Origin of the sequence: Bacillus sp. JJ783 (genome assembly GCF_036963225.1) — a bacterium.
Classification (GTDB): Bacteria; Bacillota; Bacilli; order Bacillales; family Bacillaceae_G; genus Bacillus_A; species Bacillus_A cereus_U.
Genome location: NZ_JBALMG010000104.1, coordinates 1 through 17706, shown reverse-complemented (window position 1 = coordinate 17706; position 17706 = coordinate 1). Strand labels below are relative to the sequence as shown.

Here is a 17706-nt window from a genome sequence, read left to right as displayed (position 1 = left end):
GTTCAGTTTTCAAAGAACTCGTCTGCCGCTCAGAAGCGACTTTATTAATATAACATTTCGTTATGTTTTCGTCAACAACTTTTTTCAATAAGTTGTTTTTCGTTTGTTTCTTATGTTGTCTTTCGTGACAACGAATATAAATATACCAGTTTGATTATTAAAATGCAATAGTTTTTCTAATAAAATTTTTAACTTAGTAAAAAAGCATAAAAACAGCACCTTTCTTCTATATAAGTATAGTTTTTTAATCTGGCATCCATTTAACGAGCAATAATCTCGCTTTCCTTTTAATAGAAGGTTTCTCCCCCCTCAAATAAATAAAGAAATAAAAAAGCTTTGGAGAAATCTCCAAAGCTTAGTCTTGTTTATGGCGCATAGCCGGGAATAATAGTACATCACGAATAGATGGTGCATTTGTTAATAACATAACAAGACGATCAATACCGATTCCTAATCCACCCGTAGGAGGCATACCGTACTCAAGAGCTTCGATATAGTCATCATCCATCATATGAGCTTCATCATTACCTTGCTCGCGCTCTTTTAGTTGAGCTTCAAAACGTTCCTTTTGATCGATTGGATCATTTAACTCAGTGAACGCATTTGCATGTTCACGTGCAACGATAAATAACTCGAAACGATCCGTGAATCTTGGATCTTCGTCATTCTTTTTCGCAAGTGGCGAAATTTCTACCGGATGACCGTAAATAAATGTTGGTTGGATTAATTTATCTTCTACTTTTTGTTCGAAGAACTCATTAATAATATGACCAACTTCCATTGTATTCTTAATTTCTACATTATGTTCTTTTGCAAGTTCACGCGCTTCTTCTACACTCATTGGATTCCAGAAATCTGCTCCAGAGTGTTGCTTAATTGCATCTACCATATGAAGACGTGTCCATTCTGGTTCTAGATTAATTTCATAATCACCATATTGGATTGTTGTTGTACCCAATACTTTTTTCGCGATATGAGCAACCATATTTTCTGTTAGTTTCATAATATCATTATAATCAGCGTACGCTTCATATAATTCAATCATCGTAAACTCGGGGTTATGACGAGTTGATACACCCTCATTACGGAATACACGGCCGATCTCATAAACCTTTTCTAATCCGCCCACAATAAGACGTTTTAAATGAAGTTCAATTGCGATACGCATATATAATTCCATATCTAACGCATTATGGTGTGTAGTGAAAGGACGAGCAGACGCTCCACCTGCAATCGCGTGCATCATAGGCGTTTCTACTTCAAGATAACCGTTGTCATCTAAATATCTTCTCATTTCACGAATGATTTTACTACGAGTAACGAATGTTTCACGGCTTTCCATACTTGTAATTAAGTCCAAGTAACGTTGACGATAGCGTTGTTCAACATCTTTTAATCCATGGTATTTATCCGGTAATGGACGAAGAGATTTCGTTAAAAGTGTAAATCCTGTTACTTTTACTGAAAGTTCTCCAACGTTTGTTTTGAACACTTTACCTTCAATACCTACTAAGTCACCTAAATCTGCTGTCGTAAATAACTCGTACTCTTCATCTCCAACAGTATCTTTACGAACATAAATTTGAACTTGCCCCTGTAAATCTTGAATGTGCGCAAATCCCGCTTTTCCTTTACCGCGTTTTGTCATAATACGACCAGCGATAGAAACAGTGATTGCTTTCTCTTCTAATTCTTCTTTAGAGAATTCTCCATATAGACTTACTAAGTCAGTTGTTGAATTTGTGCGTTCAAATCGTTTACCGAACGGATCGATCCCTTGTTCACGTAAGTTATGTAACTTTTCACGACGAACAAGCAATTGGTCGTTTAATTCTTCGTGGTTCATGTTATCCATGATATTGATATCACTCCAGCTCTATTAAATTTTACAATATATACAGTATAGCATTTTCTACTCAACTAGAAAAACTGCCAGCAACTAACTGGCAGTTCTTCTTTCTTTCACGTAATTATAGGAAGTGTATAGAAGAATGTCAATCTCCTATGCCCTCTTATTAACCAACGTAAATGGTTTGTTGTTTCGCTTCTACTTCTTCTACAAATGCACCTAATAAATTCGCAAGGTCTTCACGTGTATTACAAATATTGATACCGTTACGCACACTTGCATTACCACGAACACCTTTTAAATACCAAGCTGCATGCTTTCTCATCTCTCTTACAGCGACATTTTCGTTCTTTAAATCGATAAGACGATCTAGATGCAGCATACATACATCAATTTTCTCACGCACTGTTGGTTCCGGCATTAATTCGCCCGTCTCTAAATACTTTACCGTACGATAAATCATCCATGGGTCTCCAAGAGCAGCACGGCCAATCATAACTCCATCTACACCAACTTCATCAAGCATACGCTTTGCATCTTGCGGTGTTTCCACATCACCATTTCCGATAACCGGGATATTCACAGATTGCTTTACTTGTTTAATAATATCCCAATCCGCTTTCCCTTCATACATTTGCACTCGTGTACGTCCATGAACTGCTACTGCTTGCCCACCAGCACGCTCAACAGCTCTAGCGTTTTCAACTGCGAAAATATGTTCTTCATCCCAACCAATACGCATTTTAACTGTAACTGGTTTTTCAACAGCATCTACAACTGCCGCTACCATCTCATATATTTTATTTGGATCTAAAAGCCACTTTGCTCCCGCATCACACTTAGTGATTTTCGGTACTGGGCAACCCATATTAATATCAATAATGTCTGCTGTCGTATATTTATCTACGTATTTCGCAGCATCTACAAGAGTTTCTTTCTCTCCACCAAAAATTTGTAAACTTAATGGCTTTTCTCTCTCATCGATATATAACATATCTAATGTTCTTTTGTTATTAAGTAATATTGCCTTATCACTTACCATTTCAGCACAAACTAAACCTGCACCAAATTCTTTTACTGTCAAACGGAATGCAGAGTTACACACTCCCGCCATCGGTGCTAGTACAACTGGATTTTTCATCTCAATATTTGCAATCTTTAACACCCGTCTTACTCCTTCCTTTACAGTCACTTCGGCATCAATTCGTCTATTGAAACGTTTAATGTTTTAGCGACTTCTACTACAAAATCTTGGGAAGGTGATCTATTGCCCCTCTCAACTTCACCTAAAACCGATACAGATACCCCTAATTCTTTCGCAAAACCTTCTTGCGTATAGCCTTTTAGCTTTCGAAAAGCACGAATGCGTCTTCCCCATTTTTCTGCTTCCATACCGTTACTCCCTCTCGCCTTTTCATTTCTTCTACTTGTGAACGTGAAATGTTTTGTTTCATATCTTGATTAATCTCTAACAACGGAACGATAACAAAAGCTCTTTCGAACATCCGCGGATGCGGAACAATAAGATTCTCTGCTTCAATATTTTCTTGATTATATAGTAAAATGTCAAGGTCGATGGTCCTCGGGCCCCATCTAATTTCCCTTTTTCTTCCTAGGTCATTTTCTACCTTTTGTGTTACTTTCAATAATTCTTGCGGTGATAAATTGGTAGAAATTTTTATAACTACGTTTAAAAAGCAATTTTGGTCAGTATAGCCAACCGGATCAGTTTCATATACAGACGAAACATCATCGACTTGGATATGCTGGTTTTTATTTAAAAACTGAATCGCTTCAGTTAAATAAATATAACGCTCCCCAATATTCGAACCTAATGCGATGTACGCTATATTATTCATGGACGTTCTCTCATAATTTCTACCGCTACAGCACGATAATGCCCCGGTATCGGCGGATCTGGTTTAATTACCTTAATTGTACATTGTGAAATACTCTCATATTGTTTCAATATATCTGTAGCGATATTTTCAGCGATACTTTCTACAAGCTTATACGTTCTATCTTCAACAACTTTTCTACATAGTTCGAAAAGCTCCCCGTAATTGACAGAATGCTCTAAGTCGTCACTTTCTCCTGCGCGTTTTAAATCCAACTCCACCGTTAAATCCACTTTAAATCTCTGACCCAATTTATTTTCTTCCGGGAATACACCATGATAACCGTAAAACTCCATATCATGGATATAAATTTTATCCAATTACTTTGCCCCCTTACCAATCATTGCATCCATCATCTTAGCCATACGCGCCATTTCTTTCACATCATGAACACGGATAAACTCACAGCCCTTTTCAATACCAAGACAAACGGTAGCGCCCGTTCCTTCAAGACGCTCCTCCACTGGTAAATCTAATACATGGCCAATAAAGGACTTTCTTGAAGTACCTAATAGAACTGGGTAACCCAGTACATTTAACTGCTCTAAATTACGCATCGCTTCTAAATTTTGCTCAGGTGTTTTCGCAAAGCCAATACCTGGGTCTAAAATAATATTCTCATCTCGCACGCCCGCATCTTTAGCAATTTTAATACTCTCATACAAATCAGCAATCATATCAGCCATTAAGTTGCGGTAGTTCATATTATCTCGGTTATGCATTAAGATAATAGGCACATCATAATAAGCTGCAACTTCAGCAATCTTCGGTTCCGCCTTCGCTCCCCAAATATCATTAATAATATGAGCACCCGCTTCAATCGCTTGTTTCGCAACTTCAGCTTTATACGTATCAATAGAAATAGGTAGCTTTGCTTCTTTTGACACTGCCTGAATCATTGGAACAACTCGCTTTATTTCTTCTTCTACTGAAACTTTAGCGAAACCTGGTCGAGTAGATTCACCGCCAATATCAATAATATGAGCACCTTCATTTTTCATTTCTTTCGCATGTCGCACTGCAGCATCTACTTCGTTGTAACTCCCACCATCAGAAAATGAATCTGGCGTTACATTTAAAATCCCCATAATTAATGTCTTTTCATTTAAGTTCAATGTATATTCGCCGCAGCGCAAATCATAATCCCACTTCAAACTACACATCTCCTCTTCGCAATTCATTTCTGCTCCACAATTTCTCTCTCTGCACTCCATAAAGACCCATAAATCTTTTTGTAACCACTCCCACTTTACCCGGGAAATCTTTCTCCTCTATACGATAAAGGGGGACAATCTCTTGAATAGAGTTCGTTACGAACACTTCATCCGCTGAAAGCAATTCATCTTTTGTAAAGAAACCTTCCTTTACTTCTATATCTAGCTCTTCAGCAGCCTTTATAATAAACGCACGAGTGATTCCGTTTAAAATCCCTGTTCCTAATGAAGGAGTATATAAAATATCTCCTTTAACAAAAAAGAGATTCGAAACAATACCCTCTGCAACATAACCTGTTTCGGTAAGAAAAATACCTTCCTTATTCACAACATTTCCAATTTCGCGTTTCCCTAAAATATTATTTAAATAATGATGGGACTTCAAGCGAAATGCACCCTCTGGTGTATTTCTCACTTGCTTTAAAATAACTCCTTCTTTTTCCACTACATTCCCTGGAGCTGCTAAAGGTTTTATAAAAACAATAACAGACGGTTCTTCATATACTTCCGTTTGTAATCCTATTTCATCTATACCCGCCGATACATTTAAGCGCACATATGCATGCTTTAACCCATTCTTAACGAGTAGATTCTTTAAAATAAGCATCACTTCATCTTTTGTCATTGTCCATTTGATTTGCAATATATCGAGCGCACCTATTAAGCGTTCATAATGATCATCCATTAAAAAGGGATGACCATTATAAATACGAAACGTCTCAAAAACCCCAAGCCCATATAGGTAACCGTGGTCATACGGAGAAATTTTCGCTTCACTCGCTTCTACATACGCGCCATTTACGTAAATTAACACGATGTCACACTTGGGCTATATTTGCGAATGAAATTCTGTAGCAACTCTTTCCCGTGAGAAGTCATAATAGATTCCGGATGGAATTGTACCCCTTCAATCGGCAACGTTTTATGACGAAGCGCCATAATTTCACCTTCTTCAGTCCAAGATGTTATCTCTAAACAATTCGGTAACGTCTCTTTTTTTACGATAAGAGAGTGATAACGTGTCGCAGTAAATGGATTTGGAATGTCAGAAAAAATCGTCTGCCCATCATGATGCATTAAAGATGTTTTTCCATGCATCAAACGCTCTGCCCTGACAACATCCCCCCCAAATACTTGTGCAATGGATTGATGTCCAAGACAGACCCCAAAAATCGGAAGCTTACCTGCAAAATATTTAATAACATCCATACTGATTCCCGCCTCATTAGGGCTACATGGACCTGGCGAAATCATTAAAAAATCCGGTTTCATATTCTCAATATCCGAAATAGTCACTTCATCATTACGCTTAACAACAAGCTCTTGTCCAAGTTCCCCAAGAAACTGCACTAAATTAAATGTAAAAGAATCATAATTATCAATCATTAATATCATTTCTCTCACCTAACCGTTTCTTCGCTACTTTCTTTTGCACGCCATAAAGCGATTGCTTTTTTTAACGACTCTTTATATTCATTTTTTGGATTTGAATCAATTACAATACCCGCTCCAGCTTGCACATGCGCTTGTCCATCTTTAGCAAGCAGTGTTCGGATTACAATATTCAATTCCGTATCTCCAGAATAACCAATCCAACCAATTGAACCCGTATAAATCCCTCGGCGAACAGGTTCTAATTCTTCAATAATTTCCATCGTACGTATTTTCGGGGCACCGGTAATTGTCCCACCAGGAAATACAGCCTTCACCAAATCGAAAGCATCTTTATCTGCTTCCACCTCACCACGCACATTAGAAACAATATGCATAACGTGTGAGTATTTTTCAATTACCATAAATTCATCTACTTCAACAGTGCCATATTTACAAACACGGCCCAAGTCATTTCGTTCTAAATCCACAAGCATTACATGCTCTGCTCTTTCCTTTTCGTTTTCAATTAATTCTTTCGCTAATTCCTCATCCTCTTGCTCACTTGCTCCTCGAGAGCGCGTACCGGCAATTGGTCTTGTACTCACTTCTTTTCCTTGCTTTTTAATTAGTAATTCAGGCGAAGCACTAACAATTTGAAAATCTCCAAACTCCAAGTAACCCATATATGGAGATGGATTAATTTCACGAAGACTTGTATATATTTCTAGTGGATGTGTTTGTAATGTTCTTTCTTGTCTTGTCGACAAGTTTACTTGAAACACATCACCCGCTCCAATATATTCTTGAATACGTTCAACGGCCTTCATAAAGCCCTCTTCCGTAAAAGCGACTGCTTCATTTTTCTTTTCAGGACATTCAAACGGCATAGTCACTTTGGGTGCTTCTTTCATCCAAAGACCCTTCCATTCATTTAATCGCTCTTCTGCCTCTTCACACTCATCTACATAATGAGTAATAATCCATAATACTCTCTCCTGTTGATCATACACAAACACGTCATCAAATAACAAAAAGAATATGTCAGGTATATTAATATCATCCTTCGCAAGAGAAGAAAGTTTTTCAATATAACGGATACAATCATAACTAAAGTATCCAATTGCCCCACCTTGAAAAGGTGGGTACTCCGGATTATAATCCGTTTTCCATTTCTCCATATACGCTTGCATTAAATCTAGTGGATTCCCTCGCTTTATTGTTTCCTTACCACTTTCACTTATATGTAACGTCTCATTCTTACCCTGAATTACCGCTACTGGATCCAGCCCAACAATGTTATAACGACCACCACGTCCACTTTCTAACAAAATATGTTGCGGCTTATCCTGAGAAAGAAATTTATATTGCTTAAAGAAATCTAACTGATATGGAATAGAAAGCGCTAAAGATTTTCTTCGTTGCATATCAACACCCCGTCTTCTGTTATCCCACCCTCTTAAGCCAATCAACTCAAACTACATAAAATTATTTATATAGAGAATGATTATACTTGAGGGCTAGTGAAAATAAATTAATTATACTACTTCTTATTTTACATGAAGTTTTCTAGTCATTCACTCTTTTCCTTTTTCCAATCAAAAAAGAAAAAGCATCCTTTTTTAAGGATGCTTTTCAAATCACATTCAATTATGACTCAAATTGATAAAGTGGTGTACTTAAATAACGTTCACCGTTACTTGGGATAATAACAAGTACCTTTTTCCCTTTACCTAATTTCTTCGCAACTTCTGTCGCTGCATAAACGACTGCTCCCGAAGAGATACCAACTAAAATACCTTCTTCTCTAGCCACTCTTCTCGCATATTCGAACGCTTGCTCCGTTTTCACTTGAATAATTTCATCATATACCTCTACATCCAATGTCTCCGGAACAAACCCCGCTCCAATTCCTTGGATCTTATGTGGTCCTGGCTTTCCACCAGATAATACTGGTGAATCCGCAGGTTCTACCGCGTAAATTTTGATATCTTTATAAGCTTCTTTCAGCACTTCACCGGCACCTGTAATTGTTCCACCTGTACCAATACCTGCGATAAACGCATCTAATTGATCCCCCATCTGTTCAACAATTTCTGGGCCTGTTGTTATACGATGGATTTCTGGATTCGCTTGGTTTTGGAACTGTTGTGGTATAAAGTACCCATGTTCTTCTGCTAATTCAGTTGCCTTTCGAATTGCTCCGCCCATTCCTTCAGGTCCTGGAGTCAATACTAATTCAGCACCGTAAGCGCGTAATAAATTACGACGCTCAATACTCATTGTTTCTGGCATTACTAAAATTGCCTTATATCCTTTAGCAGCTGCTACCATCGCTAAGCCAATACCTGTGTTACCACTTGTCGGCTCAATGATTGTATCGCCCTCTTTTAATAACCCTTTATTTTCAGCATCTTCAATCATAGCTAACGCGATACGATCTTTAACACTGCTCCCCGGATTCATAAATTCTAATTTTAAGTATACATCTGCGCTGTCTGATTCTACGATGCGGTTCAACTTAACGATCGGCGTTTTCCCGATTAATTCTGAAACTGATTGTGCCACTCGCATTCCTGTCACTCCTAACACCGAGTATTTTTATTGGTTTTATCTATATTTAGATTTTGTCAGAAAATTCCCTGTTTGTCAATCTATTTGGGCGGCTGATTCTCCACCTAAACTTCTTTATTACAGGCTCTCAATTAGACTTGTAATATCTTCTTTAGCGAATTTATGTCGTTCATTACAGAAGTGACAGTGAACTTCCGTCTCTTCTTCTTCTGCACGAATTTGTTCTAACTCCGCTTTACCTAAACTAATTAGTACACTTTCAATACGCTCACGTGAACATGTACAATTAAATTGAACATCCATTGTTTCTAGCACTTTCACTTTATCTTCTCCAAGCACTTCATACAGTAATTCTTCTGGAGAAAGACCTTGTTCGATTAATTGTGATACCGGCGGGATTTGTTGCAGACGCTCTTCAATAAATGAAATTGTTTCTTCCTGCGCACCTGGCATAATTTGAAGAATAAATCCACCCGCCGCTAATACGCTATCATCTCCATTTACAAGAACACCAACACCTACAGAAGAAGGTGTCTGCTCAGAAACCGCGAAATAATATGTGAAATCTTCCCCTAGTTCTCCTGAAACAATTGGAGATTGACCGATAAATGGTTCACGCATACCGATATCTTTAATTACCGTTACAAATCCTTCTGTACCTACCGCTTGATATACACGTAATTTTCCTTGTTCCGTTCCTTCAAAATCAACATGCGGATTCGTTACATAACCACGTACATCCCCATTTGCATGAGCATCGACTAAGATAGGACCAATCGGTCCGTTACCCTCTACTTTAATCGTTAACTTCTGCTCGCCTTTTAACATAGCACCCATCATTGTACCCGCAGTTAAAGAACGACCAAGTGCTGCTGAAGCTGTTCTCCATGTATCATGACGTTTTTGCGCCTCACTTACTGTATTTGTTGTACGTACACTATAAGCACGAACCTCTCCATTAAACGCTAACGCTTTTACTAAATAATCTTTCATACTTATTTATTCACCCTTCTCATGTTGTAAATTTGCATTACGTTCATATAACATATACAAACCTTTTAACGTTAAAAACGGATCTACAATATCAATTACATTTGATTCTTCTGAAATTAATTTTGCTAATCCACCTGTTGCAATAACTTTCGGTTCTTGCTTAGCTTCTTCCTTCATGCGCTTAACAATACCTTCCACTTGTCCAACGTATCCATAAAGAATACCTGATTGCATTGCACTTACTGTATTCTTCCCGATAACACTACCTGGTTTTGTAATTTCAATACGAGGAAGCTTTGCTGCCCTGCTATATAAAGCCTCTGCCGAAATCATAATTCCTGGCGTAATGACGCCACCCATATAATGCTTCTCTTCGTTAATATAACAATATGTAGTAGCCGTACCAAAATCAACAATAATAAGCGGACTTCCATATAAGTGGATTCCTGCTACTGCATTTACAATTCGGTCCGCGCCTACTTCACGTGGATTTTCATATTTAATATTCAAGCCAGTTTTTATCCCAGGCCCCACTACAAGCGGTTTAATTTTAAAATACTTTTCACACATACGCTCTAAAGCGAACATAATTGGCGGTACGACTGAAGACACAATAATACCTTTCACATCTTCAAAAGAAAGACCTTCATGCTCAAGTAACTGCTTTACAAGCATCCCATACTCATCTTCTGTTTTATGACGATCTGTTTCCATGCGCCAATGCTGACGAAGTTTCCCCTCTTCAAACACACCTAGTACCGCATTTGTGTTCCCTACATCCAATACGAAAATCATATTCTCACCACTTATCTTATTTAATCTACATTTGCACAGTATGTATAAAACTTATAAAAACATCATATCACACATACTTATATAATCAGTTTTTCTATACTCATCATTGTACAAAAAGATTACTCTCTATTTCAATTTTTAATAATAGTTTCATTTAATTTTTTTGCCACTTACATTCATTCCACAAAAAAAGGAGTGACTATTGTCACTCCTTCGTTTCTTACTTATCTTCTGTATCTTCATCGTCTTTCTTCATATTGATGTTTACTTTCACATCATCTGAAGATGTTGGACGCTCAGGTAATCTGCCATAATCATATAAATGATTAATTTGCTCTGCATCTAATGTTTCTACTTCAAGTAACGTTTTCGCGATAATATCAAGCTTATCTCGTTTTTCAGTAAGAATTTGTTTCGCACGAGCATAACAGTCTTTAATAATTATTTGCATTTCCACATCAATTTCATGCGCGATTGCATCACTGTAGTTTTGTTCTGAATGGAAGTCTCTTCCTAAGAATACCTGACCACCTTGTGAGCTACCAAATTGCATCGGTCCAAGCTTATCACTCATCCCGAATTCTGTAACCATACGTCTTGCAATACCAGTCGCACGTTGGAAGTCGTTGTGAGCACCTGTACTTGCTTCACCAAATACAATCTCCTCAGCTACTCGACCACCAAGTAAACCAGTGATTTTATCAAGTAACTCTGGTTTTGTCATGAAGTAACGATCTTCCTTCGGAAGCATTACCGCATATCCACCAGCTTGACCACGAGGGACAATTGTTACTTTATGAACGATATCTGCTTCATCAAGGACAACACCAATTACAGTATGACCAGCCTCATGGAATGCAACAATATTACGTTCTTTTTCAGAGATAACGCGACTTTTCTTAGCTGGACCTGCAATAACACGATCCGTCGCTTCATCGATGTCACTCATATCAATTTTCTTCTTATCTTGACGCGCAGCTACTAAAGCAGCTTCGTTTAATAAGTTTTCAAGATCGGCACCAGAGAATCCTGGTGTACGAGTTGCAATTGCTCTTAAGTTGACATTCTCATCAAGCGGTTTATTACGAGCGTGTACTTTAAGTACAGCTTCACGACCATTTACATCTGGACGATCTACTGTAATTTGACGGTCAAAACGACCTGGACGTAATAACGCTGGATCAAGAATATCAGGACGGTTTGTCGCAGCGATGATAATAATACCTTCGTTTGCACCGAATCCATCCATTTCAACAAGCAATTGGTTCAACGTTTGTTCACGCTCATCATGACCACCGCCAAGACCCGCGCCACGTTGACGTCCTACTGCATCAATTTCATCAATGAAAATGATACAAGGAGCATTTTTCTTCGCATTTTCAAACAAATCACGTACACGGGATGCACCGACACCGACGAACATCTCTACGAAGTCAGAACCACTAATAGAGAAGAACGGAACGCCTGCTTCACCTGCAACAGCACGTGCTAGTAAAGTTTTACCTGTACCTGGAGGTCCCACTAATAGGACACCCTTCGGAATACGGGCACCAACTTCAGCGAACTTACGAGGGTCTTTCAAGAATTCAACTACCTCAACAAGTTCTTGTTTCTCTTCATCCGCTCCAGCAACATCTCTGAAACGAATTTTTTTCTTTTCATCATTGTATAGCTTCGCCTTACTTTTCCCGAAGTTCATAACACGGCTACCGCCGCCCTGAGCTTGATTTAATAAGAAGAAGAATAAAATGAAGATAATGACAAACGGAATGATAGAAGTGAAGAACGTTACCCAAGCACTTGTTTCTTCTGCTGGTTGATACTTAACTTCAGCCCCTTGCGCTTTATCATTAATTTTCTTTTGTAATTCCTCAGTATTTGGTGCATAAGTAACAAATTGTTCTCCTTGGCTAGAAGTTTTGAATTGTCCCTTTACCTCAAACACACCATTTTTCGGTTGAAGCTGCACATTACGCACTTCACCTTTTTCAAGTTGAGTAATGAATTTATCGTAGCTAACTGATGTCGTTTTTTGCGTCGAACCATTAAAATAGCTCACGATTCCAATTACTACTAAGAATATCAGTAAATAAAAGATGGTATTACGGAAGATACGATTCATTCCTAACCTCCTCTCACGGCATAAACACTATAGTAAATCGTAACATAGAAAAAATTTCCTATACAATTGTAACGCCTATATTTAATTAATTTGAGTAAACACTTGGTTTTAATACTCCTACATAAGGAAGATTACGGTACTGCTCTTTATAATCTAATCCATATCCTACAACAAATTCATGAGGAACAGTAAATCCAACATAATCTGCTTTCAGATCAACCTTACGGCCTGTTGGCTTATCTAATAACGTAACAATTTTTACAGATTTCGCTTTACGATATTTAAACAGGTCCACTAAATAGCTTAGTGTAAGACCGCTATCAATAATATCTTCAACGATTAAAATATCGCGACCTTCTACCGAAGTATCAAGATCTTTTAAGATTTTTACTTCGCCTGTCGAAACTGTAGAGTGACCGTAGCTAGATACAGCCATAAAATCCATTTCAAGATATGTATCTGTTCTCTTTAATAAATCTGCCATAAATGGCATTGCGCCCTTTAGTACACCAATCGCAAGAGGTATTGTATTTTTGTAATCCTCTGCAATAACTGCACCTAGTTCGTGCACCTTTTCTTGTATTTGTTCTTCAGAAATTAATACTTTTTCGATATCTTGATTCATCATTTCATTATCCTCCCGGAAGACTCCTTGCTTTTGTAGTGAATAATCATGTATTTACCCTTCTTTGCTAGCTCTTTCGAAGTAGCAAATGCAGATCGTTTCAACAAGGGTACCCAAATAATATTTCCACCTGCGTCACAAACGATCGGCCATTCTTCTCTTTTTTCTTTTGGTACTTTCGCTTCGATAAAAACAGCTTTTATCTTTTTTGTACCATCCATACCTTGCATTGACATGCGATCTCCATTTTCCCTAGACCGAATACGAAGTGGATACGATATATCATTATACTTAGCAACAAATACTGTTTCATTCATGTTACTCGGTATATCTTCGCTCACCTCTGTTACAAGTTTATCCCCATTCGGCAATATAATTGTCCCAGGTACTGATAAATCTTGCGAAAAAGGAGAAACAATTTCTTGTTTAAATCCAAAACCACATTCTTCGTATGTGCGAACAATTTTCAAACCACCTGGAAAATCTAGTGAACCTGAAGGTTGTGCCCGCTTAAAAAATTCAATCACCTTGTCAATATGTATAGAAGAAAGCGAAGATGGAATCTTATATTCATAAAGATAGTTTAATATTAGTTGAATCCCTCTTCTTTGTAAAGGCATAGACATGGATTCAAAGGCAGGAATTGATAAGCTAATTTGTTTATCGCTTTTTTTTGTAATTACTTTATTCATTTTCTCAAAAGCTAATTCCTGCAAATAAGCCTCATCCTCTTGCATCTGCACGCTAAATTTTTGAAATTTCTCATGCATTTGTGGATTTTCTTCTTTCAAATAAGGAAGGACATATTTACGTAATCGATTCCTTGTATATACTTCTTTTTTATTACTCGGATCTATACGCGGAATAACTTTTAATTTATTACAGTAATCAACAATTTCTTCCTTAGTTACCCCAAGTAACGGCCTAATTAAATATCCATTATGAAAAGATCGCTTCACTGCAATTCCTGCGTATCCTTTCGGAGTACTCCCTCGTACAAGGCGCATTAAAATCGTCTCTACTTGATCATCTCCATGGTGACCAAGAGCGACATATCTCGCATCATATTTCTTCATTATTCTTTCCAAAAATGCATATCTGCATTCTCTAGCTGCAACTTGTGCATTCATTCCATATTGCTGTTGATATTGCGACACATTAATCCTTAGCGTTTCACAAATAACTCCTAGCTCTTTGCAAAGACCCTGTACAAACTGTAAATCCTCATAAGATTCATTACCTCTAAACATATGGTCCACATGTGCTACTACAATTTCGAGCTGTTTTTCTGCCCTTTTTTCTAACAAATAATATAAAAGTGCCAAAGAGTCAGGACCACCAGAAACCCCTACAACAATTGTTGAATGTTTCTTTAATACATCATGCTGCTTTACAAAGTCATCTACTTTTTCAACAAATGCATCTTTCAACTTCGCAATCACCTTTCATTAAACAAGAACAACAACATTAGTTACCTTGTATATAATGGTACAACTTTTACAAACATTGTGCAAAAAAAAGATGTACAAAATCCACATTTTTATCTTACATCCCTCCTTTATATTTAACAAAGTAATCGCATTACCTTTTTAATCAAAAAAACCTAGGCATCCACCTAGGTTTTTTTGATTATTTTATTGCGCCTGCATTCCTACTATTGGAATCGTAGCCCACTTCGGCATATTTTTCTTTACTTTCGCCACCACAATAGTCATATCATCATTTATATAACCATCACCAGAGCGAATTACTTCCTCCATAATAATATCAGCAATTTCCTGTGGATCCTCTGTTTGTAGTTCTTTAATTTTACGTTTTATCCATAATTCGTGATTCTCCACATGTTGCGCTCCCTCAAAAATGCCGTCACTCATCATGATAAGAAGATCACCCGTTTTTAATTGCTCACCAACCACATCAACTTCAACATCTTCAATGATTCCCATCGGCAAATTACTTGCCTCAATTTTCAAAATATTATTTCCGCGTTTAACAAAACTCGGCGTCGATCCAATCTTTAAAAACTTCGCACTCGCATCCCGTAAATCTACCATAGCCAAGTCAAGCGTTGTATACATCTCCTCTGTCGTCCTTAAAGAAAGAATCGAATTGATGGACTTAATCGCTATTTCTTCATCAATACCTGATTGAAGTATCTTTTGTAATAATTTTACCGTTTCCCTACTCTCCATATGAGCCCTTTGTCCATTTCCCATACCATCACTAATCGCAAGTGCATATTTACCAACACTCAAATCCATCATCGCGTAGGAATCACCTGAAACAAACCCACCACCTTTTGCAGCTGTGGCCAATCCTGTATCAAGAGAATACGTCTTCGCTGAACCAAATGATATTAAACTGTGCCCATTTGGATATGAGGATTTCTCTTCATGCTTAACGACGATATTCTCTTTCAAAATATCTGAAAGCATTGGAGCAACCAACTTCTCACATTCCCCATGTTCATTAGATGCAGCCGGAATCAACATTTCAATATCAATACTTCCTCTATCTAAACAATAAATATCAACATGCTCCACTTCGACACCAAAATCACGAAACGCTTGTAAAATTTGCTCCTCCTGTGCTTGATGGTTCTCTCTTTCTCGTTGTATCTCCTTAGCGAAATCCTCCATCACTTTTGATACACCTAGTAATTGCTCCGCTACAATTCTACGATTTTCCTTCATTTGTTTTCTTAATTTCTGCCCCTCATAGAAGTGATCTAATTCACCCGCTACTAAATCCGTTACTTTCTTCCCTCTCACACAATGCTTGTCCCATTCACGAACTAACTTCCGATTATGCTGCAGCGTTCCTTCTTCTGTTTCACTCATTATTTGTTTCATATAATCGTATGTTTTATCAAAATTAACTACCCAACATTGATCCTTCTTAAAGCATGTTTGACATGTTTTTGCAGTAATTGTACTTAAAAATAAATCAGCTTCTGTTTCTTTATCTTCCTCCTCCACATACCCATATACAGAAAAGCTATTGGACAAAGCAGCAAATACATTAGCAAATTGATTGATTTTATTTGCTGTAACATCGCGCACTCTTCTTAAATATTGTTGTTGATCTTGTGAATGCTCCTGTGTACCTGGCATAAATTTAGCAATACGATCCATAACAAGCTTCGGTGTTAATAAGAAGAAAACAATTGCTACACCCGATTCAATTAAAGTTGTTACAATACTTGTTTGCTTGTCTACATATAATGTAATTAAGCTTGTACCAATTAATAAACCTAAACTAACTCCTATACGCTTCCCTTCCTTTAACAATCCCCCAAGCAATCCTGAAAAGGCAAGAAGACTAAGTTGAGACAAGCTAGCCACATTCGCTAAACTTAATATTAACCCAGTGACAACCCCTACTGTGGACCCTGTAGCTGCCCCTGCAATAAAGGCAAATACTAATACTAAATATCTAGTGAAAATATGTTGAATAGAAGCATCATAAACAAACCAATCCGTTGTGCCCGTTAAAACAGATGCTAGTAATATAATTAAACAAACAATTTCTTCTGTTTCTAACGCTTGTTGCTTCCCTTTCCTTTCCACTAAAAGCGGAACACTTTGTAAAAATATCATCGTTAATACGAAGCTAAGCCCCGCTTCGATCGTACTGACGAGCAGATCATACATGGTGACGGTTTGCTGTGCAAAATATACAACAACTAAATGTGCGGTTAATGCGGAGATAAATACTTGGAATGGTACAAGTCCAACAGTTTTACGTGTAAACCGACTAAAGAAGATATTATAAATAAAGAAGGTAAAGATAGATGCAAAAGTAAAAAATAAATTGTCTATTGAAACTGAAAGTGCTCCCCCCATTAGGGCTAAGAACGCGAGTGGCATTTTATCTCGCTTCATAACATAAACAGCAGCAAAAAACGGCAATGCAAACGGTAAAATGTTTGTTAATATATATGCTCGTCCCAAAAGAAAACCAATAACAGCAATAATGAATCCCCATCTAAAGAAAACTTGTTCAAACTTCATTCGCAACTTACTCGTCCACTTTATTGTTCCAAGCTGACTTTCATTCATCGCCAATGCACTTGTATTCATAGTATTCCTTCCTGCTTTAGGCATATTTTTAACACCACCTGCATAGTTTAATTACTGTTATTATAAAAGATGCTCATTGGGATTTTTGTCAAAACAACAGTTTTGACTTTTATAATCGTTCGACTTTTTATTCGAAATAAATCTACATATATACATAGTATTTAATTTATTTAAAGTTAGTTG

General features: G+C 37.4%; 16 protein-coding genes. All 16 read right to left on the bottom strand.

Annotated features, from left to right (window positions below):
• Positions 1–355: 355 nt before the first annotated feature.
• Complete coding sequence (gene lysS / locus V7038_RS20995; RefSeq protein ID WP_002107326.1) at positions 356–1855, bottom strand: lysine--tRNA ligase; 1500 nt, start codon at positions 1853–1855, stop codon at positions 356–358.
• Between the two features lie 160 nt (positions 1856–2015).
• Positions 2016–3014: a tRNA dihydrouridine synthase DusB gene (gene dusB / locus V7038_RS20990; protein ID WP_002107325.1), complete on the bottom strand. Its 999-nt coding sequence runs from the start codon at positions 3012–3014 to the stop codon at positions 2016–2018.
• A 23-nt stretch (positions 3015–3037) separates the two neighbouring features.
• Positions 3038–3241 (bottom strand): helix-turn-helix domain-containing protein, encoded by a 204-nt coding sequence (locus V7038_RS20985; RefSeq protein WP_002009706.1) that lies wholly within the window; start codon positions 3239–3241, stop codon positions 3038–3040.
• Positions 3193–3708 (bottom strand): 2-amino-4-hydroxy-6-hydroxymethyldihydropteridine diphosphokinase, encoded by a 516-nt coding sequence (gene folK / locus V7038_RS20980; protein ID WP_335695606.1) that lies wholly within the window; start codon positions 3706–3708, stop codon positions 3193–3195. Before folK ends, V7038_RS20985 begins: the two co-directional genes overlap by 49 nt.
• A complete protein-coding gene (gene folB, locus V7038_RS20975; RefSeq protein WP_002107321.1) occupies positions 3705–4067 on the bottom strand; it encodes a dihydroneopterin aldolase in 363 nt (120 codons plus the stop codon). The genes folK and folB overlap by 4 nt, the downstream gene beginning before the upstream one ends.
• Positions 4068–4928, bottom strand: coding sequence for a dihydropteroate synthase (folP, locus tag V7038_RS20970; protein WP_002107320.1), 861 nt, complete (start codon positions 4926–4928; stop codon positions 4068–4070).
• Positions 4903–5775, bottom strand: coding sequence for an aminodeoxychorismate lyase (gene pabC / locus V7038_RS20965; RefSeq protein WP_335695605.1), 873 nt, complete (start codon positions 5773–5775; stop codon positions 4903–4905). The genes folP and pabC overlap by 26 nt, the downstream gene beginning before the upstream one ends.
• On the bottom strand, positions 5769–6356 hold the full coding sequence (gene pabA, locus V7038_RS20960) for an aminodeoxychorismate/anthranilate synthase component II (RefSeq protein ID WP_002113273.1): 588 nt from the start codon (positions 6354–6356) through the stop codon (positions 5769–5771). The genes pabC and pabA overlap by 7 nt, the downstream gene beginning before the upstream one ends.
• Positions 6357–6361: 5 nt before the next feature.
• Positions 6362–7759 (bottom strand): anthranilate synthase component I, encoded by a 1398-nt coding sequence (trpE, locus tag V7038_RS20955; RefSeq protein ID WP_002107316.1) that lies wholly within the window; start codon positions 7757–7759, stop codon positions 6362–6364.
• Between the two features lie 223 nt (positions 7760–7982).
• Complete coding sequence (gene cysK, locus V7038_RS20950; protein ID WP_002107314.1) at positions 7983–8906, bottom strand: cysteine synthase A; 924 nt, start codon at positions 8904–8906, stop codon at positions 7983–7985.
• Between the two features lie 117 nt (positions 8907–9023).
• On the bottom strand, positions 9024–9899 hold the full coding sequence (gene hslO, locus V7038_RS20945) for a redox-regulated molecular chaperone HslO (RefSeq protein ID WP_002113270.1): 876 nt from the start codon (positions 9897–9899) through the stop codon (positions 9024–9026).
• 6 nt (positions 9900–9905) lie between these two features.
• Positions 9906–10694: a type III pantothenate kinase gene (locus tag V7038_RS20940; RefSeq protein WP_002107309.1), complete on the bottom strand. Its 789-nt coding sequence runs from the start codon at positions 10692–10694 to the stop codon at positions 9906–9908.
• Between the two features lie 220 nt (positions 10695–10914).
• Positions 10915–12816, bottom strand: coding sequence for an ATP-dependent zinc metalloprotease FtsH (gene ftsH, locus V7038_RS20935; protein WP_002091565.1), 1902 nt, complete (start codon positions 12814–12816; stop codon positions 10915–10917).
• An 85-nt stretch (positions 12817–12901) separates the two neighbouring features.
• On the bottom strand, positions 12902–13444 hold the full coding sequence (gene hpt / locus V7038_RS20930) for a hypoxanthine phosphoribosyltransferase (protein ID WP_002107307.1): 543 nt from the start codon (positions 13442–13444) through the stop codon (positions 12902–12904).
• Entirely contained in the window at positions 13441–14871 is a 1431-nt protein-coding gene (tilS, locus tag V7038_RS20925; RefSeq protein WP_002113269.1) for a tRNA lysidine(34) synthetase TilS, read from the bottom strand. The genes hpt and tilS overlap by 4 nt, the downstream gene beginning before the upstream one ends.
• 204 nt (positions 14872–15075) lie before the next feature.
• Positions 15076–17547 carry a stage II sporulation protein E gene (gene spoIIE, locus V7038_RS20920; protein WP_002107303.1) on the bottom strand — a complete coding sequence of 824 codons (2472 nt, stop codon included), beginning with the start codon at positions 17545–17547 and terminating at the stop codon, positions 15076–15078.
• Between the last annotated feature and the right edge of the window lie 159 nt (positions 17548–17706).

Coding starts and splice junctions, on each gene's coding strand:
- lysS (WP_002107326.1), bottom strand. CDS start 1,855: ATGGATAACATGAACCACGAAGAATTAAACGACCAATTGCTTGTTCGT.
- V7038_RS20985 (WP_002009706.1), bottom strand. CDS start 3,241: ATGGAAGCAGAAAAATGGGGAAGACGCATTCGTGCTTTTCGAAAGCTA.
- folK (WP_335695606.1), bottom strand. CDS start 3,708: ATGAATAATATAGCGTACATCGCATTAGGTTCGAATATTGGGGAGCGT.
- folP (WP_002107320.1), bottom strand. CDS start 4,928: ATGAATTGCGAAGAGGAGATGTGTAGTTTGAAGTGGGATTATGATTTG.
- pabA (WP_002113273.1), bottom strand. CDS start 6,356: ATGATATTAATGATTGATAATTATGATTCTTTTACATTTAATTTAGTG.
- trpE (WP_002107316.1), bottom strand. CDS start 7,759: ATGCAACGAAGAAAATCTTTAGCGCTTTCTATTCCATATCAGTTAGAT.
- cysK (WP_002107314.1), bottom strand. CDS start 8,906: ATGCGAGTGGCACAATCAGTTTCAGAATTAATCGGGAAAACGCCGATC.
- hslO (WP_002113270.1), bottom strand. CDS start 9,899: ATGAAAGATTATTTAGTAAAAGCGTTAGCGTTTAATGGAGAGGTTCGT.
- V7038_RS20940 (WP_002107309.1), bottom strand. CDS start 10,694: ATGATTTTCGTATTGGATGTAGGGAACACAAATGCGGTACTAGGTGTG.
- ftsH (WP_002091565.1), bottom strand. CDS start 12,816: ATGAATCGTATCTTCCGTAATACCATCTTTTATTTACTGATATTCTTA.
- hpt (WP_002107307.1), bottom strand. CDS start 13,444: ATGATGAATCAAGATATCGAAAAAGTATTAATTTCTGAAGAACAAATA.
- spoIIE (WP_002107303.1), bottom strand. CDS start 17,547: ATGCCTAAAGCAGGAAGGAATACTATGAATACAAGTGCATTGGCGATG.